We start from the raw sequence: 22,445 nt of genomic DNA on the forward strand, positions 1-22,445 counted from the left end.
TTGCACAACAGCAGATTCAGTGGTCTTACCGGCCCCTTCGCCAGCAAGCTGGCTCGCACCGGATCAGAGTCATGCCGGCTACTTGAGCCCGACCCGTACCCGGAGGGCTCAGCCGACGAAAGCGTCAGTACCTTCTCAAGCGGATTTGAGTCGCGCTCAATGACCGCTTGAATGATCGACAGCAGGGCCTGGCAACCTGCGGGAACCAGCCAGCCGGGGGCGCCACTCAGGCTCAGGAAAATTCCTTGTTTTTCCTCTGAACCGGAGAGCCACATGCCCCCATCAATCCAGAACACCCCGACGGCTGCCCAGCTCCATGGCCCGCAGACGGTCGGCCATAACCCGCAAGGTCTGCAACAGCAGGCCAACCAGCCAGCGACCCAGCGCGCGTCCACCTCGCTGGCTCAGCTCATGCGCCAGTCATCAGGGCCGCTGCCGTCCTTGACTCAGGATGTGCAGGCGACGCCTCACCAAGGTCCGGCGGCCAGCCCCGGAGCCCTGCTCACGGCAGCGCTCGACCCGGAAGATGCGGCGGTGCGCGCCGCCGTGCAGGCAACCCGTGGTCCAGGAGCCAAGCTGCGTGGCGCCGATGGCTTTGGCCGCTCGCTACCGGGCAGTGAACGCAAATCCTCGGCCTCGCCTGGCGATGCCGGCGCCAGCACATCGCGCAGCGAAGCCAGCGCCGCACTCCCCGCCAATGCGGTACTCGATCGCAGCCAGGCCGGGCGTTTTGTCGGCCTCGATGGCCAGATCGAGCGTATCAAGCGGCCGCCGTTGCCGGTCAGTGATGTAAGCCTGGATGCCAAGGGCCATGCCAGCTTCGAGCACTTTGACCCGCCGGCACTCAAGGACCTGTTGCAAAACACGCTGGGGCAGGAAGGCAAGACGTATCTGGCCCACAACCGCACCGAACAAGGCAACAAGCAGGTACTGCTGGAAGCCGATGGTCACCTGTTGCACCTGGAGCAGTCAGATACCGCCTTGGTGGTGATGCGCAGCAGTGACGGCTTGGCTCTGCCGGCTGGCAGCAAGCCCGGCAGCGTCGAGTTGTTCGGCAAGGACCAGAGCATGGGCCTGAAGGGCGATGAAGGCCCTGGCAAGACGCTGCCGGACAAAGCCCTGCTGGCGCAGGTCAGCGGTGTCTATCAGGACCGCGACGGTCAGCAACTGCGCCTGCACGATGACAAACTGCAACAGCTGCACCCCGCCACCCGCAGCTGGAGCCCGGTGCCGCAAAGCGCCGGGCAGAAATTCAGCGAGCTGACCCACGGCGGCAATGGCCAGGTCTACGGGCGCAACAGCGACACCTTGATCGAGCTGTCCGGCGACAAGGGCCGGCATATGCATCTGCCGGGGCTGACCGCGCACTCGGTGGCCGCCGACGGCAGCGTGGCCATGCTGGCTGGCAAGGACACCCAGACCGTGCAAATTGGCAAGATGGGCGATGCCCAGCCGCTGCAAGTGACACTGCAACTGGACGGCGGCAAGGCCGAAGCCGCCCATGTCGGCCTGAGCCGCGACCGGCTGTTCGTCACTGACACCGAAGGCCGGCTGTACAGTGCCTCTCGCGAAGCGCTCAAGAACACCGACGGCGCTTTAAAGCTGCAACCGGAAACCGGCTACCAGCCGGCTGGCGGCAAGCTGGGCGCCCAGCACCAGGTGACCGGTTTCATGAGCGGCGCTGACGGCCAGTTGCATGTGCAGGTCAAGAACAATGCCGGGCAAACCCACTCGCACACGCTGGATGAGCAAAGCGCCAGCCTCAAGAGCGGCTGGAACCTCAGTGACGTGATCGTCATCGAGAACAAGCGCGGCCTGCCGGTTGCCAAGACGCCGCCCAACGAGAGCATTCACAACCTTGAACGCGGCGGCAGTATCGGTCTGGTCGATGGGCGCATTCAGAAATGGGACACCGCTACCCAGGACTGGAAAGACACCGGCCTCAAGGACATCGACCGTCTGCAGCGCGGCACCAACGGCAGTGCCTTCGTGCTCAAGGAGGGCAAGCTCTCGCACCTGAAGGTCGAGCCGGACTACGCGAAAAACCCGTTCAATTCCCACCACCAGCTGACCCAGGCACCGCGCTCGACCAAGGTCGAAGTCGGTGATGAACTCAAGGGCCTCGATGACCGGGTGATCAAGGCGTTTGCCGCCGTCACCGACAAGCAGTTCGTCGCCATGGATGACAGCGGGCGCATGACCGCTCACCAGGACAAACAGGACCCCAATGAGCTGACCCGTCAGGGGCTCAATGGCGAGGTCGCCCACCTGGCGCTGGATGCCGACGGCACGCTGCATGCCCAGACCAGTAACGGCGAGCTGTACTTCATGGCCAAGGACGATTGGCAGGCCAAACCGCAGGAACGTCCCGACGCCAAGTGGACGCGGATGCCGGTACCGGGCAAGGTCGAGACCCTGCGCACCGAGGACGACAACAGCATCAGCGTCAAGCTCAAGGAGAGCCCGCTCAGCAACGGCCAGGACACCTTCAATCTCAAAGGCAAAACCTGGTCGCCGATGGAGCCGCGCCCGGTCGATCCCAATGCCCTGCGCGAACTGTTCGACCGTCTCGACAATGGCACCGCGCGCTGGAAAATTCCGTTTACCGGCGGGACCGCCACCGCATCAGTCAATCTGCTGGGGCGCAATGGCATGGAGCAGTCGCACAAGTCCGGCACCATGGACTTCATCCGCGCCCATGTGTTCAAGCCGAGCCTGGAGATACCGCGCCCGCTGCAGAACATGGGTGACTATGCCCAGCACCTGTGGCAGGGCCGCGAGGGGCTGGGCGATGTGTATAAGGCTCAGGCACCGCTGTTCAAGCAACTGAGCGAAATCGACACATCGACCACCGCGCCCGCCGCCGGCCACAACCTTAAAGACCGCATCGCCAGTCTGGAGCTGGGCAGCGAAGGCAAAACCCTGGTTGACGAGCTGCAGACCTTCCGTGAAGACCTGGAAAAGAGCGCCCACGGTACGGTCATGCATATGGGCCGGGAGAAGAAGCTGCTCAACCTGCACGGCGAGTTCAAGGAGGGCCTCAAGGACAAGCCACCGTCTGCGCCGCGTGACAACGATTTGATCACTCTGGCGAGCACCACCCTCGACAAGCTCGCGCCATCGCAGGACAACCCGACCGGCAAGCTGCTGCAAGACTTGAAGGGCAAGGGTATGACCCTGTCGCACATGGCCGTCGACACCCCGGCCAATCAGCGCCGCGACGGCGGTAACCATCTGCAATTGAGCAAGGCCCGCCTGGCGCTGGACATCGTGACGCTCAAGGGGCTCGATGAGCTGGTCGACAAGGCGCAGAACCCGCCACCCGGCACCGACCCGGCCGCGCATGCCAAAACCCTCAAGGCCGGGCTGGAGCAGTTGCGCGACAAGACCTACGGCGAGAACCCGATCAAGCAGGTCACCGACATGGGCTTTTCCGGCCACCGCGAGCTGGAAAAAACCTATAACGGGATCAAGGCATTCCTCAATGGTTTCAACGACCCGCAGCACGCCATCAGCGTCAACATGCGCGCCGCCACCGGCAGCGCCGACCAGGCGCAATTGGCCGCCACCCTCAAGGATTCGCTCAAGCGCCTGGAGCACCCTGACGATGAGCTGGCGATTTCGCGCAATTACGGGATGACCGTCAGTACGCCGTTCTTCAACCTGGCGAAACTGGCCCCTGGTCCCTGGCCTGCAGGCTCTGTGGACGGCACCCGCAATTACGCGCTGATGGCCGAGCGTGGCGAGAAAGGCGTCGAGGTGTACATGTTTCACGAAGGCGCTGGCACGCTCAACGCAGGCGTCGGGGGCGGTGAAAACTTCCTGCCCAATATCACCAGCGCCGACCAGCTCGCCAAAATGACTGCAATAGACACTGGCAATGACCGGCGTGGCGCGTTTGCCTTTCGGTTCGGCGGCGATGTGACGCTGTCCGACAGCAAGACCCAGCGCACCGGGGTGGCCTTCACGGTGCCTGACGAGAAGATTGATCGGTTTGTCGACGATCTGTTCGGCGGCAAGCTCAAGCCCATGGATATCCTTAAAGAGGCCAGCAACCACAAGTCGCACCACATGAGCCGCAACAACTTCGAGGTCAACGCCAGCGCCACCCTGGAGGCCCGTCTGCAACTGGGCATTACCGACAAGGACAGCAAACCGCTGACCGCCGCGGCGCGCTTTGGGGCCGGGGTCACGGTCAACGTCAACCTGGCGACCCACACCAAACAGACCCTCAGCCAGGAAAATCCCAAGGAACGCCTGGATGAAGAGTCAAAAAACCGCATGCGGTTTTTCAACAGCCTCAAGGGCAATGTCTTCGGCCGCGCCCAGCTGGCCGGCAGTAACACCCAGGCCGCCCCGGCCCCCGGCGCGGCCCCGTCATCCCAGGCAATCAACAACAGCATGGGCCTGACCGCCACGCTGGCGGCAGACTCCAAGACCACCAAACGGGTCAAGTTCAAGTACGAAGAGGCCACGCCACTGAGCACCGAGGACGTGACCAAGCTCTCGACCAGTCTGGAAAAGGCGTTCAAGGACAAGGCTTCGCAAACTGAACTGACCCGTCTGGCCGACGGCAAGCAGCCGATGTATGAAGGCGCTGACGACAAGGACAAGGCCCGCTTGCAACTCAAGGGGCTGAATGATTTCTTCGCAAGCAAACCGGCGCACAACGACGATCAATACGCGGCCCTGCGTGACCTCAAGCGCGCCGTGGCGCGCCAGGATGCCTCGCTGGAGCGCCATAGCGTGCTGGCCAACGCACGCTTCGAGAGCAGCTACACCAACCTTTCGCGGCTCGACGAACAAAGCGTGGCGTCGAAGATCCTCAGCGTGGTCAATCCCCATCACGCACCGAGCAACGCCGAGAACGTTGCCAAACTGCTCGATCAGGACCCGACCCTCAAGTCGATCCTCAAGGACCTGCAGAACAGCAAAGGCACCCTGGCCCGCGTGCGCCTGGAGCCCAAGGACTCGGTGATCGACCGGATCGACCAGGGCAGCCGCGACGGCAGCCTGACCCAGAAAGAACTGAGCAAGCTGCTCGAAGACCGCGACAACATGCGGATCAAGGCCATCACGGTGTTCAAGTCCGCCGCGCAAACAGATGGCTTCACCACGCCGCTGCCGATCTTGAGCGGCACCAGCAGCACCTCGGTGGGGGTGACCAAGGTGGTCGGCAAGATCAACTTCAACTACGGCGAAGATCAGGACAAACCGAAAAACTACTTCGTCGACGGTGACCTGGCCCGGCCCTCGAAAACCCAAAGCGACCTGGCCCAGGCGCTGAAGAAGGAGGGGCTTGAACTCAAGAGCTGACCCGGCTGTGCATCCCTTGTTCGCGGCATCGGCCGCGAACAAGGCTTTACCCCCCGACATCCTCTGGAGCTTTCGCAATGAACGCTGCTTTTTACCCCCTCGACGACTTCCCTCCCCTGGCCAGGCTGGCCGATCACTGCGCGCTGATCCAGCGCGAAGTGGCGGCGCTGCAGGCCCCGCTGCTGGACATCGACCGCACCGACAAACCTCACCAGCAAGTGCACGCCGAACTGGACGAACATCTGCGCCAGGGCGGCAGCTACGGCTGGCTCAAGGGCTGGGGCGCGGCCGGCGGCAATCGGGACTGGACCCAGTACCCGCTGCTGTTTCAGGACACCCCGCTGGCGCCGGCGCTGGCCGCCCTGCCGCAGACCCTGGCCTTGCTGCAGACCCTGGACGGCATCAAGGTGGCGTCGCTGGCCCGGCTCGCGCCGCACAGTTTTCTCAGCACCCATCGCCACCCGGAGATTCGCGCCGAGGGGCTGCTGCAGATGCACCTGACCCTCAGCGCCGCCAGCGAGGCCAACTATGCCTACCTCAACGTCGCCGGCCAGTTTCATCAGCACCAGGCAGGCAGTGCGGTGATCTTCGACGGCTCGCAGGATCACTTCGTGGTCAATGCCAGCCAGGCGCCACGGACCATTTTGTACCTGGAGTTCAACAAGGCCCGCGCCGGCCGCTGAAGGAGGTCGCCGGTTAGCGCTGGCGACAGATCCACAACAAAAAAAACGGGCTCATCCGAGCCCGTTTTGCTGTTGCCTGGCTGCCTGGCCGCTAGCCTTGACGCTTTGCCGACGCTTCCAGCAAGCGGTCAGTCAGCAAGCGGACGATCCAGAACGCGGTCAGCGAAGCATCGCCGCGCAAAGGGTCGGTTCCGGCACTGCGTTTGAAGTCCGGCTCCAGGCTGTCGATGTAGTGGTCCAGATCGAAGCGCTCGCTGGCCCGTTGACCCGGCCGGTCAAGCGCTGCCTGCAGGCGTTGGCTGACCAGCCCGATGGCGTTTTCCAGAGCCTGGCGCTGGTACGCGGTGACGTAACCGCCACCGCGTACCAGTGCAGCCCAGGAGTTCGGGGTCGACAACTCGCGTGGCTGCGCTGGGGTCATCTTAAAGCTCCTTGTGGTTGGTCGATCCTGGCAGTTTGCTGAAGGCATTCTGCACGTTGTTCAGATCGATGTTCTTGGTGGTCAGGTTCAGGCCTTCGCTGTCGCTCTTGACGAAGGAGAACTTGCCGTTCTCGGCGCTGATGTTGCTCAGGTCCAGGTTCCAGTTGCCCTGCTGGCCACCGTTGGTACGCATGAAGGTGCCGAAGTCATTGACCTTGAAGTTGTCGACCTTCACGTTGGCGTCGGCATTGAGCTGGAAGACCTTGTCGTTGGCGCCCTGGGCACTGCTGTTGGTGATGTTCAGGTTAGTCACCTTGGCACCGCCCTCACCCTTGACGGTCAGGGCATCCTCACCGACGTTGGTCCAGTGCACGTTGTCGACGTTCACGGCTTTCTCGTTGCCGGCCCGTACATGCACGCCGTCGGCGGCATTGTCACCGAACACAACGTTCTTCAGGGTGGCGCCCTCGGCCAGCTCGAAGATCGGTTTCTGGCCTTCGCCTTGTCCGCCATCACCCAGGCTTGGCCCGGCGGTGAAGGTCTTGCCCTGGCCATCGAAGACTTCGCCCGGACCAACCTTGATAGTCTGGTTGACCACGGTCGGGCTGCCCGAAGCGGTCGGGAAGCTGACCGGACCGGCCGCGCTGCTGCCGCCGGCGGCAGGTGCGCCCGGTGTAGCGGTGGCGCCCGGCGTGGCCGTTGCACCTGGGGTTACGCTGGCGCCTGGAGCAGCGGGCGCGGCTGGAGCGGCGACACTGCCACCGCCGCCGCCCCCTTCACCACCGCCACCACCAGCGCCCGCAGGAGCCGCCGGCATCGATGGCGTGCTGACCGGCGCAGCACCACCGCCACCGCCCGCGCCGACCGGCGAAGCCGAACCACCACCACCGCCGCCCGCGCCGCTGGCTGGCTGGCCGAAGGTTTCCGGATGGCTGTCCATGAACTGGCCAATCATCTCCAGCAGTTCCTTGAGGCGGTCATCCTTGGAGATCTGGCCGCCGCCATCGGCGGTCGGCGAAATCGAACCGTTCAGCGAACCGCCACCGAGGCTTTGCATCAGGGTATTGACCAGGTCCTCGATACTGCCCGAACCTGAACCGCCACCTTGCGCACCGCCCAGACCCTGGCCACCGCCAAGTCCCTGCCCGCCACCAATACCACCGGCACCCTGACCACCGCCCAGCCCCTGGCCGCCACCGATGCCCCCCGCGCCCTGGCCACCACCGCCCTGGCCAGAACCACCCAGGCCGCCTTCGCCGCCCTTGGCCGAATCACCGGAGCCGCCGAGGATTTTTTCGAACAGCGCCATCAGGATCTGGGTCAGCAGTTCCTTGGCCGAGTCACCGCCTTCGGCAGCCGGGCCTTTACTGTCGCTGCCACCACCGGCACCGCCTGCGCCCTTGCCGCCTTGCAGCGACTCCAGCAACGAGCTGATGTCGCTCTGATTCGACTGGCTGGCCGAACCGCCGCCCTTGCTGCCGCTGAGCAACGCCTCGGCCAGAAAACCGGCCAGGTCTTCCAGCGACGACTGGCCGCCCTTGCCCGCCCCGGCAATACCGGTGGAGGCCAGTGACTGCGAACCGCCGATGCCGCTCAGCCCACCCAGTGCTCCTAGCCCGCCGCCTTGGGAGAATCCTGCAATGCTTGATAAATCTGCCATGTGCTGCCTCGCTCCATCGTTGAATGTGACCGGGGGCGTCAACCTGCCGCCTTGCCGGTAGCCCCGCCCCGAACCCTGCTGCGGGTTCTGCTGTAGAGGGGCTTGCGGCTATGTGGCAAACCGCCCCTGAGCAGTTCCCGCAAAATTTCGGCACCTCTAAAAACCTGGGCGAGGCCGTCAACGCGAGCCGGCTTTCTACGCAGCGAAGACGCGCGTAGCGCCATAGGCGCCCAGCCAGCAGCCAGTTTTTAGAGGTGCCCTTTCACGCCAGCAAGGACGCGTACTGGCTGCGGGTCTGGCGCAACTGTTCGGTAAAGCCGGTGACCAGGTCACAGAACTGTTTTTCGTCGAGCGTGGAGAGTTCACGTTGGGTGCACAGGCAGACGTTCTGCTGGTCCAGAGACAGCCAGCAGCCGCGCAATTTCGACACATCGAAGTTGATGTTCAAAAGATGTTGCAAGTTTTGCGGACTATTACGCAACAGGCCCAGGCGGGCATGAATGATCACATTATCCGAGTGGTCAGGAACTTCAATGATCGCCGCCTGGCGGCGATCATTGTCGTACAACGCGCAAACCCCGTTGTTGAGGGTCAGCGCGATACCGAGCATTTCACTTAAACGCGCCAGATACAATTGCACGTTACGTTGAGCGTGGGTCATTGGAGTGTCCTTCTGTCAGACGCAGCGCATAAAGGCGCCACAGCAAACAGTGCGTGGACAATTAGCGGTTAAAGTTCCAGCGCAACAGAACGCGGTCAGTGCCTGAAACCCGCCAATACCAATAATCGGTCGATCAGCCGTTGCAAATCATTGTCACTGCGATAATCGCCCGCCAGTTCGTGCCAGACCACAAAGCGCTGCTGGCTGTCGAGGCACACGTAATAGCCTTCGTACGCCTCAATGCTCTCGAAACGGCGCCTGAGCGTGTCGGAAAACAGATTGGGACGCTGCGCCCGGCGCTCGATCGATAGCGCCAGCCCCCAGCCAACACTGGCGTCGTCATGGATGAAATCAACACCTGGCGACCATTGCCAAGTACTTGAGCGACCTTCCCGAATGGTCACGAAGAAGTCCCGTTGATCGGCGCTACGCAAAATCGTTTCAGTCATTCACAGGCACCGTGCTATAGGCAGCCGCGCCGTTGCGCAGTGCAGGCGACCACCAGACTTTCAGTTCAGAACTATTGGCGTCAACCTGCTGACAAGCCTCCGTTAAACAGGACTTTTCGGTTGACGCACACGCACTAATAAACACCGTGATAATAAACAAGGCAAGTCGTCGCACGTTGTTCATTGTCATTCCTCCCTTTTTTCCGACAGTGAGCCTATGCAGGTTAACGATAGGGTGACTCTAAAAATCAGGCGAGGCCGTCAGTACCAGGCAAACAACGGTCGGCGGCGCGCTGGACTTTACCGGTTGTAAATGAGCATCACGCACGTGCCTGTTTTAACCCGGCGCTGACAACGCCGGTAGTTTTAGAGCTGCCCGCTAGTTCCGAGCCATCCTTGATAAAAACCTTGCAACAGTAACGTCATTACCGCACGCGGCTTCAGCCCCCCTCAGGGCGGGAGTATTGAAACTCTCACCGGTTTTTCAGGTACTGCAATCGTGGCCGCCGGCCGCGTGGCGACAAAGACTTCAACCGACTCACCGGGCTGCAGACTGGAGGCAGGCCATGCGCTGGCAGCGAGTGCCTGACTCGCTGAACATGAAGCCAGAGAAAACACCTGGGGTCTTGTACCGATGTTGCGTACCACGCCGACGCTGATTTCGAAACCGTTACCGGAAAACCACTGGCCGCGGGCGGTGTCGATCGCAAACGAAGCGTCCACTGTACACAGGTCGCGCAAGGCGGCACCAGATGATGACGATTTGACACCATCGGGAATACGTCCTTTCACCATCTCAGCGAACGTCGTCGAGAGCGTCGCACGCATCTGTTCCCGACTGTCTGGGCGCTGGCGCCCGAGCGCCTTGTCCAGCGTGGGGCGATCCTGGCTGGCCACATAGCGGCCCGGGTCGACCTGGTCGCCGACCAGTCGCGGGGTGAGGATAAACAACCGCTCGCGGCGCGAGACCGACTGCCGGGTCGATGAGAACAACTTGCCCAGCACCGGCAGATCACCGAGCACCGGCACCTTGTCGTGCTGCTCGCCGTTTTCATCGACATGAAAGCCGCCAATCACCAACGAACGGTTTTCGGCCACCACAGCCTGCGTGCTGACCGTGCCGCGTTTGACATCCGGCGTCCGATCATCGCGCACCCGCTCCAGTTGCCCGTCTTCGATATCGACAATCAACTGAAAGCGCTGGCCGGTGCCGCCGGAGATGGTCCGCGGCACCACTTGCAGGCTGGTGCCGGCCGTCACCGGCTGGACATTGGCAACCCGCTCACCGGTGGTGGTGATGTAGGCGGTGCGGCTGAAATCGATCACCGCCGGCTGGTTCTCCAGGGTCAGCACCGATGGCCGGGCGATCACCGAAGCGGCGCCCTGGCCTTCGAGCGCACGAATATCGGCAAAGAAGCGCTGGAAATCATTGATGAACAGGGTCGAGGAACCACTGGTCAACAACGAACTGCCGAAGTTTACGGCACCCGCCTGAGCCGACCAGTTCGACTCCAGGGCTGACAGCTGGGTACGGTCGATGTCGAGAATGATCGCATCGATCTCGACCAGGTTACTGGGCCGGTCAAGCTGCTCTATCAGTTGCTGATACATCTCCCGCTTGTCCGGGTCGTCGTAGATCAGCACCGCGTTGTTGCGCACATCGGCCACCACCCGACGATTGCCGCCCGCTTTGGCCGGACGGCTGCGCGAGGGCTCGGCGGTGCGCTCGCTGGCCAGGTTGACGATCTTGCTGCGGGCCAGATCGGCCATGCCCTGCATGGACTGAATATTGGTCATCGGGTCGGCCGACACCGGCCCACCCGCGGGCATGCGCTGGGTATCGAGCATCTGTTCAAGCAGGGCCGCGACGCCGGGAATGCTCACCGACTCGTCGCGGTAGCGGATCTGCCGGTCAGCCACAGCGGCGTAGCGCAAGGGAAACATCATGACCTGGTGTTTTTCTTCGGTCTTGCGCTTTTCCTTGCTGAAGCTGCGGATCAATTCGATATAGCGCGGCGGACCGCTGACCAGCACCACCCCTTCATCGGGCATCTCGCCCCAGCCGAAGCGTTTGTCGAGCAGGCCGATATCGGTCAGCGCCTGTTTGAGGTCTGGCGCGGCATCGGCCGACACTTCCAGCCGTTCGGACAACTGCGCAGATTGGGCACTGACATACAGCTTGCCGTTATAGAAAAACCACTGGAACTGGTGCTCGAGCGCCAGTCGGTCGAGAAATTCCTGGGCATTGGCCGAGCGTATCCGCGCATCCACCACGCCACTGACGCCACGGATATCCAGGCCCACACCGAACGAGCCGGCGAAGTCATTGAGCACCTTCGACAGCGGCGTCTGGCTCGCCTCATAAGCATAGGAGGCCTCGCGCCACTCCTCCGGTACCGCAGCGAGCGCTGCCGGTGCCTGACCGAACCACAGCGCCGTACACAACAACGGTTTTATCCAATGCCTGAACACAGGTTGGCTCCCAGTGAGAATGGATGGACAACACGTCGTGGCGCAGCCGGAGTGCGCGGCAGCGCAGCCTCGAGCATCGAGGCCCAGACGTCGCGCTGATTGGCCAGCGCTTCAATGACCGCAAGCAGCGCCGGCGAGTCAAGCTGGCGCTGATGCTGGACCAGGCACAGGCCACGGGTTTCAGGGTCCAGCGCCAACGCCCCGCGAAAACGCATGCGGCTGGCGGCCGACAGCTTCAAGGCACTGACCAGCCCGGCCTCGTCACCGCGCCACGCCGTAGCCAGAGGCGCAATGAACGCCAGCCCGCTGCCACAGCGGCGCACCCGCATCAGCTGCTCATCGACCTGCAAGGCGAGCTCAGCATCACCACCGTCCAGCCAGCGCTCGACAGTGGCAATCAGCTCAGCGGATTTCATTCAGGATCGCCTTGGCCAAGTTGTGCTTGACCACGATCTCCTGGTTAGCCGCCCAACTGGCGGTGGACGCCTGACGCATGGCCGAGTTGAAGGCATGCCAGTCATCAGGCGAGAAAGCATCCAGATTCAGCGCGGCTGTATCCAGGTCTTTCTGGGTATGTTCAAAGTTGGCATCCAGGCGACGCCGCAGTGCATCGGAAGACAGCATGGCAATACTCCTTGATCCGGGTAACTGGGCAGTGAGTGGCGCAAGACCGGGTTTGGTTCCATGCCCGGCCGATGACCGGTCAGCACAGCGCCCTGCTGACGGGTCAAGGCAGGACGTGTTGCACCAGGCTGTGCCAGTCCAGATTGAATTCGCCGCGCTCGGTGCGCAGGCTCAACGCATCGGCGGCCAGACGCGGATCGCCCTGCAGGCTCCAGCCCTCACGGCCGCCGTGCTGCAGGCAGGTCGCCAATTCCTCAAGCCGCTCGGGGTGACAATGCAGACGCGCCAAAGGCTCGTCCGGCTGGGCGCTGAGCAGATGCCCCAGCACCGCCTCGATCCGTTGCAGCGGCGGCTGCTCGTTCAATACCTGCTGCACAGCGGCGCTGACCAGTTCGCGAGCGACCTCCAGCATCGCGGCTTCGCGACGCTGATGCTGGTCGCGCAAGTCTTCAAGCAGTGCCAGGGATTGCTCGAGCACTTCGGCCCGCGCCTGCTCCTCGGCCTGACGGCCCAGCAGCAACGCTTCGCTGCGCGCCTGGTCGAGGATTTGCCGGGCCTGGGCCTGGGCCTGCTGCACCAGTTGTTCGGCCAGCCGACAGTCATCGAACAGTTCACGAGGCAGCAGTGACCCGGTCACCGTATGCCGGTCGCCGGGAAAAGTCAGGGTACGGCGGGTCAGCATGACCATCTCCTCAATCAGTCAGTTGCCCTGGATACCTGCCAGCTCAGCGCATGCCACAAGGCCCGCAGGCGTGCATGCGGAATCTGCTCGACCGCCAGTTGTTCGGCTGCCTGCACGGCGTCACGGGCAAATTGCAGGCGCAGACGTGACCACAGGGTTTCTCCGGCCCAGGCACGCAACAGGCAAAGGCCGGCGGCTTCGGGCCCTGCGCCATACCACTGGGCCGGCAGCCATTGCCCCGGCTGCAACGCCTGGCCCAGCCGCTGACACCAGCGTTGCGTGCGCTCATCCAGTCGATGACGTCGACCACCGCTGGCACCGGCACACACTGCCACGCACAGTTCGAACACCCGCTGCCACTGCTCGGCATCGAACGGTAACAAAGGCAGCAGCAGTTCATCCGGTGGCGGAGGAACACTGGCGGTCATGCCCATGCAACGGTCAGCCAGCGCCGCATCGCGTTGCAGCATCAGTGTCAGGGTTGGCTGGTCGAAATCAGCCGTGGCGGGCAGTTGCCAGGTTTCATGGGCTTGTCGCCAGCCCTGGGCCCACCAGCGAACCCAGCTCAGCGCCTGTGGCGCATCCGGGGTCATCGCTCAGCCCCTTGAGTGGCGCCAGCCGCTTCGGGACGTCGCGACAGCCGCTGCAACCAGCGCGGGTTGAGAGCAAACAGGCCGCCAAGCAGCAACGCGATACCGAACGCTGACAGACCAAGAATCCATTGCCAGAACTCCAGGCGCTCACGGGTCAGCTCAAACGGCCCGAGGCTGACCCGTTCGACGGTCTGCCGGTACTCCTGAGAAGGCACGAAGACCACCGCAAGTTTCTTGTCATCAGCGCCGGCCATGCCCGGAATACTGCTGGCGACCATGCGCCGGATACGCGGCAAGACGCTGTCGGGTTCCATGCCGTCGCGGTGCTTGATAAACACCGCGGCCGAGGCTGGCTGTACAGGTTCGCCAGGGGCGATGCGTTCGGGCAACACCACATGCACCCTGGCCACCACCACGCCGTCGATCTGCGAGAGTGTCTGTTCCAGCTCCTGGGACAACGCATAGATGTAGCGGGCACGCTCTTCGAGCGGCGAAGAGATTACCCCCTCCTTGCGAAACACCTCACCCAGGCTCGAACGCGAGCGGCGCGGCAGACCGACCGCCTCCAGCGCGCGTACCGCCCGGGAAATGTCCTGCGCCGCCACCAGTACCGACACCGAGCTTTTGTCCAGGCGCTTGTAGGCACTGATGTTCTTGTCGGCCAACTCGGCCATGATCTCGTTGGCATCCTGCTCGGTCAGGTCGCGATGCAGTTCCATACGGTCACCACAGCCGGCCAGCGCCAGCACTACCGATAACAGGGCGAGCAGCCTGATTACCTTGGGATACATAGCCCCGCCCTATTGCAGACTGGTCAGTTTTTCCACGCTTTGCGCCGCCTTGCTGACCAGTTTGGCGCTGAGCATGCTTTCAAGGTAGAACGACGACAGCGAACGGTTGGCCTGCATCATCTGCTGCGGGTCGACCGAGCCGGAGACACGCTGCAACTGCCGGTTGATCCGTTCGGCGTCTTTCTGAAATGCGGAGGTGGCCTGCAATACCGGCGACACCTCACTGGCCGGTGACGCCGCCGAACGTGGCGCGGCGGGCTGCATGGCCGCACTGAACCAGGCGATATCCGCCGAGGCAGGCGCAACATTCGATGTCAGCTCGGTATCCACAAGACTTGCGGAATGGGTTGATACACGGTTAACAGCCATGTTTTGCTCTCCTGCCTGGACGAAAAGGCACCTGAAAAGTCGTGCGGATCAGCCGCGTGATTCGGTCACGCTCTGTTGCACCAGCACAGACAGAATGTTGCCGGCCGCGATACTGGCGTCGGTTTTCAGGGTGTTGCCAGCCCCGCCATTCTGAAAGTTCTGTTGCGCATCAGGAAACAGGCCACCCAGCGAGTTGCCCTCGGCACTGCCTTTGATTTCGCCCTTGATCATGTCAATGGCCTTCATGTACTGCTGGCTCTCGGCCTTGGACATCACGAAGTCGCCCTCGGACAGCTCACCCATCCAGTCCTTGGATTTGCCGTCAGGCTTGCCGAACTCCTCAGGGTGCATGTCCATGAAGCGCGAGATTTCCTTGAGGACATCTTTATCTTCAGGGTTGAAGCTCATCATGCCGTTAGTGTTGCCCTTGACCAAGGCACCGATCGAGGCAGGCTGCGAGGCGACCGGCTTGAGCAGGTTGTCGAGTTTTTCCTCGCCAAGACTGCCCAGCAACGAGCTCAGCAGACTCTGCAGGCCACCGCCGGCACCAGCACCGCCAGCCCCCGCCAGGGAATTGCCGCCCCAGCCCTGATTGCAGCCCGCCGAAGGGCTCGCGGCGCCGCGCGAACCGCCCAGGCCACCCTGGCCCAACGAGCCTTGTCCAAAGGCGCCCTGGCCGCTGGTGCCTTGACCGATGGAGCTTTGGCCCGAAGAGCCGCCACTGAGGAATTCACTGATCAGCCCTTCCAGGCCTTTGGTGAAGGCGGCCTTTTCCCGGCCGTCGAGGTAATTGTCTTCGCTGAGCTCATCGCGCCAGCCGTCGACCCGGCCATTGGCATCGTGCGGTTTGCCGTACTTTTCAGGGTTGCGGTCCATGTGATCGGCAACCATGCCGATCAACGGGTTGTCAGCGTTGCGGATATTGGCACCGCTGCCGCTCTTTTCCAGCAGCGCGTCGCTGAGCAGCGAGGCGATCTGACCCGCCGCCTCACTGGAGCTCGATTGCAGGGCGCTGGTCTGGGTGCTGGCGAAGGTGCTCTGAAATGCACCGGCCTGTGGCCCGCCTATTGAAGAAGAAAACATAGTCCACTCCTTGAATGCACTGGGGTAACCCCTCCCGACGCGGGCCGGGAGGGGAACACGACGATCAGTAGTTGATCGCCTTACCGGTTTGCTGAGCGGCGTTCTGCGCCTTGGTGGCCGAGTCCTGGTAGGCGCTGGCGATACCGTTGACGGTATCGGTCATCATCTTGTTGGATTGGGCTTCGGCGTTCATGGTGGTGGTTGCCGCAGCGGTGGCATCCATTTTGGTCATTGCAGCCATCGAAGCGCCGAGGGAAGCGGTACCAGCCATAGTGATTACTCCTGATCATCGAAAGTGTTGAACACCGGATGTGATGTTCGAACAGTGAGTGGCCGATTTTCAGAAGCGGTTCCACATGACCCCGCATTCAGGATTCAGAAGCGTTGATGCTCAGGCTCTTCATGCGGTGATAGAGGGTGCGTTTGGGAATACCCAGTTCAGTGATTACCGACTCGATATTGTTGGGATGACGTGCCAGGCATTCCTGGATTACCGCCTTTTCCAGCGCCCGCAGGTAATCACGCAGGCGTGCCGAGGACTCATCGAGCAAGCCGCCAGCCAGCCCCTGCAGCGCCGGCATGCCCAGCACGAAGCGCTCGGCGGCGCATTTGAGTTCGCGGATATTGCCCGGCCAACGGTGGCCGAGCAGGCTTTTGAGCAGGTGCGGATCGCGCTCCGGAACCGGCAGGCGATGCCGGCTCGCCGCTTCACCGACAAATTGCTCGAACAACCGATGCAAGTGCTCAAGCCGCGAACGCAGTGTCGGTAACTGGATCTTGATGACGTTAAGACGAAAGAACAGATCGCGCCGGAACTTGCCTTCCTCGACCAGTTTCTCAAGGGGGGTCTGAGTGGCGACAATCACTCGTAAGTCAAGCTCGACAAAACGCGTCGACCCCAAACGCTCTATTCCACGCATCTCCAGAACACGCAGCAACTTGGCCTGGAGTAACAGCGGCATGCTGTCGATTTCGTCAAGATACAACGTGCCATGATTAGACGCTTCGATATAACCGGCACGCGATTTAGAGGCGCCGGTGTAAGCGCCCGCCATCACCCCGAACAATTCGCTCTCGGCCAGTTGCTCGGGAACCGCTGCGCAGTTGAGTGCCACCAACGGACCGGGACGCCCTGATAGTTGATGAATGCGCCGCGCCAGCGTGTCTTTGCCAGTGCCCGTCTCGCCTTCAAGCACCATGTCGACATTAAGCGGCGCGGCCTTGCGGATGAACGACTGCAGGGTACCAAATATGTCGAGGACCTCGTGCTCCATCTTCGAAGCGTCATTGCTCATAGAGTCCCCGTTTCATCCAAGCCCCTTACTGATGATCAGCAATTCCATTGAACAACAGGACAGCGTCAGCCGTACTTTTGCATGCAAAAGCAGACCGTCACCTAACCTCTGTTTACGATCACCCGCCCGGAACAGCCCGGCTTCGCGAAAGGATTCAAGGGTGCAGACTGCCCCGGTTCCAGAGACACAGAGGGCCACCTTCCCTCATTGTGTTGCGGACCACTGTCAGCAGGACAATTGCCTGTTGGCCGGGCGTCTGCGGCGTTATGCGCGCCAGCGCTACGTTGACTGCCTCGCCCAGTTTTTAGAGGCACCCTATTACATCCAGACACTACTGCAAGCCGGTTGGCTGTCAGGCACAAGTAAGCCGCAGGGTATATACACGGCCAATCAGAATCGCGTGAACATTTTCTATTGCGTCGATAAATTTTTCCACTCATGAACGGCCCGAGTCACAATATATAAAGCTTTTGCAATGCTGATGGCAACCGGGACCAAAGCATTGACCAACGCCAATGACCAGGGCCTCTCTAAAAACCCGGTCCAGGCCAGCAGTACAAGGTAAAAACAGGCCAGCAACGATCTCCGGCATTGCGGGCAGCACTGGCGATAACTTGCGCAGTTAACCCCCCCCATATTGCAGCGCCTGACGCAGCCGTGTGGCGGACTAATGCACAGCACTAACGGTACTTGTCAACAACGTCCAGAGCGGCAAATACCGGAAACAAAGTGGTGAATCCAATCAAGATTACCAAGTTGTTCGGAAAACCGAATACACATCCGGTTTTCCGAACAAAGTTAAAGAATTATTAATTACCGTCTGGCGGCCTGCCCATCGGGGCCAGCGTATGCGAAGCTGGCGTCAGGTGCGCGATTTGCCAAATCGGTCGCATTTTCAGATCAGCGGGCGCGGCACGAAACAGCGCTAGCCCCCTGCCTCGGAAAAACTGGTCATAAATCAACCACACAAACCAAAGCCTCTGAAAATAAAGCATTCAGCGAGTTATCCACAGACATACCCACGATTTTCGTGGACAACTTTTGACAGTTTTCGCAAACCCATATGACCAAAAAAAGCAAGCGCCACTCTCGCGCCTGCTGCCGCCGGCACTGTGCATATCACCCCCATGGGTTGATTTTGTCGGTGGCTGGCGTTGCAATGACGTATTTGCGGACAATCCACCCAGTATGCAAGAACATTATCAGGTGGCCGTGCTCGGCCTGGGCGCGATGGGCGCTGCAACCCTTTATCAACTGAGCAAGGCCGGCGCCAACGTCATCGGCGTGGACCGCCATGCGCCGCCCCATACTCAGGGCTCCAGCCATGGCGATACGCGCATCACTCGCCTGTCCAACGGGGAAGGTCCGCAGTACCTGCCGCTGGTGCGCAGCTCTCATCGGATCTGGCGGGAACTCGAAGCACTGTCGGGTGAGGCATTGTTCGAGCAGTGCGGCGTGCTGGTGATGACCTCAAGCAGCGTCTACGATCCGCACGATCCTGCAGATTTCACCCACCGCACCATCGAACTGGCCAAAACTTACGGCATCGAGCACCAAGTGCTGGACGCGGCACAGATTCGCCAGCGCTTCGGCCAGTTCAGCCCGGTGCTGGACAGCGCCATTGGCTACTTCGAACCGCAAGGCGGTTTTCTGCGCCCGGAACGCTGCATTGCCGTGCAGCTGCAACTGGCCGCGCAGCAAGGTGCGCAACTGCGCCTGAACGAGACCGTGCTGGCGCTTGAGAATGAAGGTACAGCGGTCAGGATCAGTACCGATCAGGGAGTGATTTATGCCGACAAGGTAATCGTCAGTGCCGGCATGTGGTCGGCCGGACTGCTGGGCGCGCCCTTTGATGCTCTGCTGCGGGTCTGTCGCCAGACGCTTTACTGGTTCGAAGTCAGCGAACCGGCACGCTTCGCGGCGCAGTCACCGAGTTTCATCCTCACCCACGGACCGGCATTCAATGATGTGAGTTACGGCTTCCCGCCCCTGCCCGGCGAAGGCAGCATGAAAATTGCCACCGAGCAGTACGAGACAGCATGCGATCCATACTGTCTGGATCGTAATGTCAGCGACCAACAGATCGAGCAGATGTACCGCACTCAAGTTGCCGGGCGTTTTAGCGGGGTGGGTAGCCGGGCACTGAAGACCTCGGTGTGCGCCTACACCGTGACGCCCGATTACCACTTCATCATCGACGAGCACCCCTGCGTGCCTAACGTGACGGTGGTCTCGGCTTGCTCAGGGCATGGTTTCAAGCATTCGGCGGGGCTGGGCGAGGCGCTGGCTCAGCGCTGCATGAGCGGACGCAGCGACACGGACCTGTCGGCGTTCAGCCTGCAACGTTTCAAGCGCTGAAAAAGCACAAAGCCCGCACGAGGCGGGCTTTGTTTTTTACGCAACAAACGATCAGTCGTCGCGGCTCATGATGCCGAAGATCTGCAACAGGCTGATGAACAGGTTGTAGATCGAGACATACAGGCTGATGGTCGCCATGATGTAGTTACGCTCACCACCGTGGATGATCGCACTGGTCTGGAACAGGATGCAGGCCGAGGAGAACAGCACGAAACCTGCGCTGATCGCCAGTTGCAGACCGCTGATCTCGAAGAACAGACCGGCCACGACCGCTGCCAGCAGGACGAAGAAGCCTGCGGTGATGAAGCCGCCCAGGAAGCTCATGTCCTTGCGGGTGGTCAGCACGTAAGCCGACAGGCCGCCGAACACCAGAGCAGTCATGGCAAACGCCGAGCTGACCACTTCTGCGCCGCCGCTCATGCCCAGGTAACGGTTGAGGATCGGGCCCAGGATAAAGCCCATGAAGCCGGTCAGGGCGAAGGTCGAAACCAGGCCCCAGACCGAATCACGCAGCTTGGCGGTCAGGAAGAACAGGCCATAGAAGCCGATCAGCACGACGAAGATGTTCGGGTAGCCAACACGCATTTGCTGGGCCACGAACGCCATGACGCCGCTGAAAGCGAGGGTGAGGGCCAGAAGGCCATAGGTATTGCGCAGGACACGACTGACTTCGAGCTGGTCGGCTTCCTGCACGCCGGTTTTAAGTAGGTAATCCTGTTCGCGCATCGCGAAGCTCCTCACTGTTGATAGCTTGCTGAAATGACAAGTTGCAAAGATCATATCAGAGGCGCCGCTCATCACCACCGGCAGAGTTTGACAGCTTGTTACATTCGGGTATTATGGCGCCCGCAACACATGTGGAGGTATGGCCGAGTGGTTTAAGGCAGCAGTCTTGAAAACTGCCGACTGTAACAGGTCCTAGAGTTCGAATCTCTATGCCTCCGCCATATTCGATAGCACAAAGCCCTGATCATTCAGGGCTTTGTCGTTTCTGGAGCCTGCAAAATCCCCCTCCGCTTCTGCCCTGGTTACCCTGTTGCGGCAGATCGACCGACAACAGCTATTCTCCAGTGGGGTACGCCAGCCCGCACACGCCTTGTGCAAAAAATCGCTGTGCGAGGTTGCAACATCAAGAAGCGCCCTCCAGTCAGCCGAGGTCACTTTGCAGTCAGCTCCCGACCCGCTCAACGAAGCCGCCAGAGTCAGCTTTCTCGAACGTTTGCAGATTCTCGACACGCCTCGCGAGCAAGCCTTCGACCGGGTAACCCGGATCGCCGCCACCCTGCTCAATGCCCCCATTGCCTTGGGATCGCTGGTCGACCGCGAGTGCCAGTGGTTCAAGTCCGCCGTGGGCCTGGAGGCCACGCAGACACCGCGCAACGTTGCCTTCTGCGCCCACGCGCTGCTGGTCGAAGAAGCGCTGGTGGTTCCCGACACCCTGGCGGACGAACGCTTTGCCGACAATCCGCTGGTCAGTGGCCCGCCCTTTATCAGATTCTATGCCGGCATCCCGCTGCGGCTTGGCAACGGCCTGAGCCTGGGCACGCTGTGCGTCATTGACAGCCGCCCACGGCAGCTGGCCCCGGAACAGCCCACTGCGCTCAGCGATCTGGCACGTATTGTCGAAAGCGAAATCAACCAGCGTAATCTGGTCACCGATGCGGCCAGCCTGCACCTGCTTGAGGAACTGGTTCACGACCGGCGCCAAAGCTACAGCCTGGAAAAACGCTAACAGGCGCTGCGCCCCGACGTCTATGCGCAGTTGTTGCCGCACTTCGAGCAGGCCCTGAGCGGTCAGCGAGTCACGGTCGACAATATTCGCTACAGCGCAACCGACCCCAGAGTCTGGTGTGCGACATACGTGCCCGACATCCGCCATGGCCAGGTCGATGGTTTTTTGTCATGTCGCAGGATATCACCGAGCGCAAGCTGGCCGAGAAAACCCTGTTTGACAGAGCCACCCGCGATGCCCTGCTGATTGCAGCCGCGCAGCGACTGCTGAGCTGCGCAGGCGCAGGCGACTTGGTCGGGCGCCTGGCGGGGGACGAGTTCGTGATCATCGCCACGACCTTGAGTTCGACCGAAGCGGCGGAGAATCTGGGCGAGCAACTCTGCCGGGCCCTGGCCGAGCCGTTCACCTTCAACGGCCATACCGGTATCAGGATTGGCGCAAGTGTCGGCATCGCCTTCAGCCAGCCTTAGGAGCCGCTAACGCCTGAAGCCGTGCTGGCCAAGGCCGACCACGCCATGTACGAAGCCAAACGCAAAGGCCGCAGCCATTATCGGTTTGCGATTTAGTGATGAGGCTTAACGCATCGCCGCCAGCTTGATCCCGAAGCCCAGCAGGCAGGCGCCTGCCAGCCGTTCAAGCAGATTGGCGGTGCGCGGGTTGGCACGCATGCGCTCGGCCAGATGCTGGGTCAGCAGTACCGCAATCAGCCCATAAAGGAATGTCACCACCGCCACCGTGGCGGCCAGAAAGGCAAAGGTCAGCAGGCCCTGATGCCGGACCGGATCGACGAACAGCGGAAAGAACGCCATGTAAAACATGATCGCCTTGGGGTTGAGCAAGGTGATCATCATGGTCTGGCGCAGGTACTGGCCGTTGTCCATACGGCTTTTGCGCGGGGCGCCGCCTGGCTTGCTCAGCAGCATGCGCAGGCCCAGATAAGCCAGGTACGCCGCCCCCGCCCACTGCACGACATGAAAGGCGGCCGGGTAAGCCGCCAGCAGCGTAGCGACCCCGGCCACCGCCAGCCACAGCAGGACCTGATCGCCAAGAATGACCCCGCAAGTGGCCGCCAGCCCGGCCTTGACCCCACCTTTGCCGGTCGCGGTGATCAGTGCGAAATTGCCTGGGCCGGGAATGGCCAGGACGATGATGAACGCAATGACAAAAGCGCCGTAGTCAGTCACGCCTAGCATGGATCCAGCTCCTTGAGGGTGTAGAGCGCGCAGTCTATCCGGTTTTGCCGAAATGCTGTGCTG

The 22,445-nt window shown here is 61.6% G+C and carries 21 protein-coding genes and 1 tRNA gene; 6 read left to right on the plus strand and 16 right to left on the minus strand.

The features are described 5' to 3' along the window. The first annotated feature begins 273 nt into the window (after nt 1–273). Both PSCI_RS26940 and PSCI_RS26945 read left to right on the plus strand, forming a co-directional pair. Nucleotides 274–5,316, plus strand: a complete 5,043-nt coding sequence (locus PSCI_RS26940; protein WP_052483556.1) for an AvrE-family type 3 secretion system effector — start codon at nt 274–276, stop codon at nt 5,314–5,316. Nucleotides 5,317–5,393: 77 nt separating this feature from the next. Then, nucleotides 5,394–5,999 (plus strand): aspartyl/asparaginyl beta-hydroxylase domain-containing protein, encoded by a 606-nt coding sequence (locus tag PSCI_RS26945; protein WP_045493037.1) that lies wholly within the window; start codon nt 5,394–5,396, stop codon nt 5,997–5,999. 91 nt (nt 6,000–6,090) lie between these two features. Here PSCI_RS26945 and PSCI_RS26950 read toward each other — a convergent pair whose 3' ends face one another. The 14 genes from PSCI_RS26950 to PSCI_RS27015 form a co-directional block, all read right to left on the minus strand. Beyond that, nucleotides 6,091–6,420 (minus strand): hypothetical protein, encoded by a 330-nt coding sequence (locus PSCI_RS26950; RefSeq protein ID WP_045493038.1) that lies wholly within the window; start codon nt 6,418–6,420, stop codon nt 6,091–6,093. Nucleotide 6,421: 1 nt separating this feature from the next. After that, a complete protein-coding gene (locus PSCI_RS26955; protein ID WP_045493040.1) occupies nt 6,422–8,080 on the minus strand; it encodes a pectate lyase in 1,659 nt (552 codons plus the stop codon). A gap of 262 nt (nt 8,081–8,342) precedes the next feature. Next, nucleotides 8,343–8,741 (minus strand): type III secretion system chaperone, encoded by a 399-nt coding sequence (locus tag PSCI_RS26960; protein ID WP_045493042.1) that lies wholly within the window; start codon nt 8,739–8,741, stop codon nt 8,343–8,345. Between the two features lie 95 nt (nt 8,742–8,836). After that, entirely contained in the window at nt 8,837–9,190 is a 354-nt protein-coding gene (locus tag PSCI_RS26965; protein ID WP_045493044.1) for a hypothetical protein, read from the minus strand. Nucleotides 9,191–9,640: 450 nt separating this feature from the next. After that, nucleotides 9,641–11,662, minus strand: coding sequence for a type III secretion system outer membrane ring subunit SctC (gene sctC / locus PSCI_RS26970; RefSeq protein ID WP_231906534.1), 2,022 nt, complete (start codon nt 11,660–11,662; stop codon nt 9,641–9,643). Continuing rightward, nucleotides 11,644–12,078, minus strand: a complete 435-nt coding sequence (locus PSCI_RS26975; RefSeq protein ID WP_045493046.1) for a type III secretion system chaperone — start codon at nt 12,076–12,078, stop codon at nt 11,644–11,646. The genes sctC and PSCI_RS26975 overlap by 19 nt, the downstream gene beginning before the upstream one ends. Then, nucleotides 12,065–12,286 carry a serine kinase gene (locus PSCI_RS26980; RefSeq protein ID WP_045493049.1) on the minus strand — a complete coding sequence of 74 codons (222 nt, stop codon included), beginning with the start codon at nt 12,284–12,286 and terminating at the stop codon, nt 12,065–12,067. Before PSCI_RS26980 ends, PSCI_RS26975 begins: the two co-directional genes overlap by 14 nt. 103 nt (nt 12,287–12,389) lie before the next feature. Continuing rightward, nucleotides 12,390–12,968, minus strand: a complete 579-nt coding sequence (sctL, locus tag PSCI_RS26985; protein ID WP_045493051.1) for a type III secretion system stator protein SctL — start codon at nt 12,966–12,968, stop codon at nt 12,390–12,392. Between the two features lie 14 nt (nt 12,969–12,982). Then, nucleotides 12,983–13,561, minus strand: coding sequence for a hypothetical protein (locus PSCI_RS26990; RefSeq protein ID WP_045493053.1), 579 nt, complete (start codon nt 13,559–13,561; stop codon nt 12,983–12,985). Next, complete coding sequence (gene sctJ, locus PSCI_RS26995; RefSeq protein WP_045493056.1) at nt 13,558–14,352, minus strand: type III secretion system inner membrane ring lipoprotein SctJ; 795 nt, start codon at nt 14,350–14,352, stop codon at nt 13,558–13,560. Before sctJ ends, PSCI_RS26990 begins: the two co-directional genes overlap by 4 nt. A gap of 9 nt (nt 14,353–14,361) precedes the next feature. Then, nucleotides 14,362–14,721, minus strand: a complete 360-nt coding sequence (gene sctI, locus PSCI_RS27000; RefSeq protein WP_045493059.1) for a type III secretion system inner rod subunit SctI — start codon at nt 14,719–14,721, stop codon at nt 14,362–14,364. 48 nt (nt 14,722–14,769) lie between these two features. Continuing rightward, nucleotides 14,770–15,804 (minus strand): DNA-binding protein, encoded by a 1,035-nt coding sequence (locus PSCI_RS27005; protein WP_084710168.1) that lies wholly within the window; start codon nt 15,802–15,804, stop codon nt 14,770–14,772. A 64-nt stretch (nt 15,805–15,868) separates the two neighbouring features. Then, nucleotides 15,869–16,075 (minus strand): hypothetical protein, encoded by a 207-nt coding sequence (locus PSCI_RS27010; RefSeq protein ID WP_045493062.1) that lies wholly within the window; start codon nt 16,073–16,075, stop codon nt 15,869–15,871. A gap of 97 nt (nt 16,076–16,172) precedes the next feature. Beyond that, nucleotides 16,173–17,099, minus strand: a complete 927-nt coding sequence (locus tag PSCI_RS27015) for a sigma 54-interacting transcriptional regulator (RefSeq protein WP_045493065.1) — start codon at nt 17,097–17,099, stop codon at nt 16,173–16,175. Nucleotides 17,100–18,287: 1,188 nt separating this feature from the next. On the opposite strand from PSCI_RS27015, the gene solA reads away from it, so the two are divergent. Further along, the gene (gene solA / locus PSCI_RS27020) at nt 18,288–19,457 is read left to right on the plus strand and encodes an N-methyl-L-tryptophan oxidase (RefSeq protein ID WP_045493067.1); all 1,170 of its coding nucleotides are present in this window, start codon (nt 18,288–18,290) and stop codon (nt 19,455–19,457) included. 51 nt (nt 19,458–19,508) lie between these two features. On the opposite strand, the gene PSCI_RS27025 is transcribed toward solA, so the two are convergent. Continuing rightward, nucleotides 19,509–20,183: a Bax inhibitor-1/YccA family protein gene (locus PSCI_RS27025; RefSeq protein WP_045493070.1), complete on the minus strand. Its 675-nt coding sequence runs from the start codon at nt 20,181–20,183 to the stop codon at nt 19,509–19,511. Nucleotides 20,184–20,316: 133 nt separating this feature from the next. Here PSCI_RS27025 and PSCI_RS27030 point away from each other — a divergent pair. The 3 genes from PSCI_RS27030 to PSCI_RS27040 all read left to right on the plus strand — a co-directional run bounded on the left by PSCI_RS27030 (nt 20,317) and on the right by PSCI_RS27040 (nt 21,659). Next, nucleotides 20,317–20,404 (plus strand) — tRNA-Ser (locus tag PSCI_RS27030). A 215-nt stretch (nt 20,405–20,619) separates the two neighbouring features. Beyond that, nucleotides 20,620–21,189 (plus strand): GAF domain-containing protein, encoded by a 570-nt coding sequence (locus PSCI_RS27035; protein WP_052483558.1) that lies wholly within the window; start codon nt 20,620–20,622, stop codon nt 21,187–21,189. A gap of 170 nt (nt 21,190–21,359) precedes the next feature. After that, nucleotides 21,360–21,659, plus strand: coding sequence for a diguanylate cyclase domain-containing protein (locus tag PSCI_RS27040; protein ID WP_045493073.1), 300 nt, complete (start codon nt 21,360–21,362; stop codon nt 21,657–21,659). 105 nt (nt 21,660–21,764) lie between these two features. On the opposite strand, the gene PSCI_RS27045 is transcribed toward PSCI_RS27040, so the two are convergent. Next, entirely contained in the window at nt 21,765–22,382 is a 618-nt protein-coding gene (locus tag PSCI_RS27045; RefSeq protein ID WP_045493076.1) for a LysE family transporter, read from the minus strand. Between the last annotated feature and the right edge of the window lie 63 nt (nt 22,383–22,445).

This window comes from Pseudomonas sp. StFLB209 (assembly GCF_000829415.1).
Classification (GTDB): domain Bacteria; phylum Pseudomonadota; class Gammaproteobacteria; order Pseudomonadales; family Pseudomonadaceae; genus Aquipseudomonas.

What these genes read in the sequence shown, in the direction of transcription:
- PSCI_RS27010 (WP_045493062.1), bottom strand. Translation starts at nt 16,075, where the DNA reads ATGGCTGGTACCGCTTCCCTCGGCGCTTCGATGGCTGCAATGACCAAA.
- sctJ (WP_045493056.1), bottom strand. Translation starts at nt 14,352, where the DNA reads ATGTATCCCAAGGTAATCAGGCTGCTCGCCCTGTTATCGGTAGTGCTG.
- PSCI_RS26955 (WP_045493040.1), bottom strand. Translation starts at nt 8,080, where the DNA reads ATGGCAGATTTATCAAGCATTGCAGGATTCTCCCAAGGCGGCGGGCTA.
- PSCI_RS26980 (WP_045493049.1), bottom strand. Translation starts at nt 12,286, where the DNA reads ATGCTGTCTTCCGATGCACTGCGGCGTCGCCTGGATGCCAACTTTGAA.
- PSCI_RS27025 (WP_045493070.1), bottom strand. Translation starts at nt 20,183, where the DNA reads ATGCGCGAACAGGATTACCTACTTAAAACCGGCGTGCAGGAAGCCGAC.
- PSCI_RS26965 (WP_045493044.1), bottom strand. Translation starts at nt 9,190, where the DNA reads ATGACTGAAACGATTTTGCGTAGCGCCGATCAACGGGACTTCTTCGTG.
- PSCI_RS27045 (WP_045493076.1), bottom strand. Translation starts at nt 22,382, where the DNA reads ATGCTAGGCGTGACTGACTACGGCGCTTTTGTCATTGCGTTCATCATC.
- PSCI_RS26950 (WP_045493038.1), bottom strand. Translation starts at nt 6,420, where the DNA reads ATGACCCCAGCGCAGCCACGCGAGTTGTCGACCCCGAACTCCTGGGCT.
- PSCI_RS27015 (WP_045493065.1), bottom strand. Translation starts at nt 17,099, where the DNA reads ATGAGCAATGACGCTTCGAAGATGGAGCACGAGGTCCTCGACATATTT.
- PSCI_RS26990 (WP_045493053.1), bottom strand. Translation starts at nt 13,561, where the DNA reads ATGACCCCGGATGCGCCACAGGCGCTGAGCTGGGTTCGCTGGTGGGCC.
- PSCI_RS26945 (WP_045493037.1), top strand. Translation starts at nt 5,394, where the DNA reads ATGAACGCTGCTTTTTACCCCCTCGACGACTTCCCTCCCCTGGCCAGG.
- PSCI_RS26975 (WP_045493046.1), bottom strand. Translation starts at nt 12,078, where the DNA reads ATGAAATCCGCTGAGCTGATTGCCACTGTCGAGCGCTGGCTGGACGGT.
- PSCI_RS26940 (WP_052483556.1), top strand. Translation starts at nt 274, where the DNA reads ATGCCCCCATCAATCCAGAACACCCCGACGGCTGCCCAGCTCCATGGC.
- sctL (WP_045493051.1), bottom strand. Translation starts at nt 12,968, where the DNA reads ATGCTGACCCGCCGTACCCTGACTTTTCCCGGCGACCGGCATACGGTG.
- PSCI_RS26960 (WP_045493042.1), bottom strand. Translation starts at nt 8,741, where the DNA reads ATGACCCACGCTCAACGTAACGTGCAATTGTATCTGGCGCGTTTAAGT.
- solA (WP_045493067.1), top strand. Translation starts at nt 18,288, where the DNA reads ATGCAAGAACATTATCAGGTGGCCGTGCTCGGCCTGGGCGCGATGGGC.
- PSCI_RS27040 (WP_045493073.1), top strand. Translation starts at nt 21,360, where the DNA reads ATGTCGCAGGATATCACCGAGCGCAAGCTGGCCGAGAAAACCCTGTTT.
- sctI (WP_045493059.1), bottom strand. Translation starts at nt 14,721, where the DNA reads ATGGCTGTTAACCGTGTATCAACCCATTCCGCAAGTCTTGTGGATACC.
- PSCI_RS27005 (WP_084710168.1), bottom strand. Translation starts at nt 15,804, where the DNA reads ATGTTTTCTTCTTCAATAGGCGGGCCACAGGCCGGTGCATTTCAGAGC.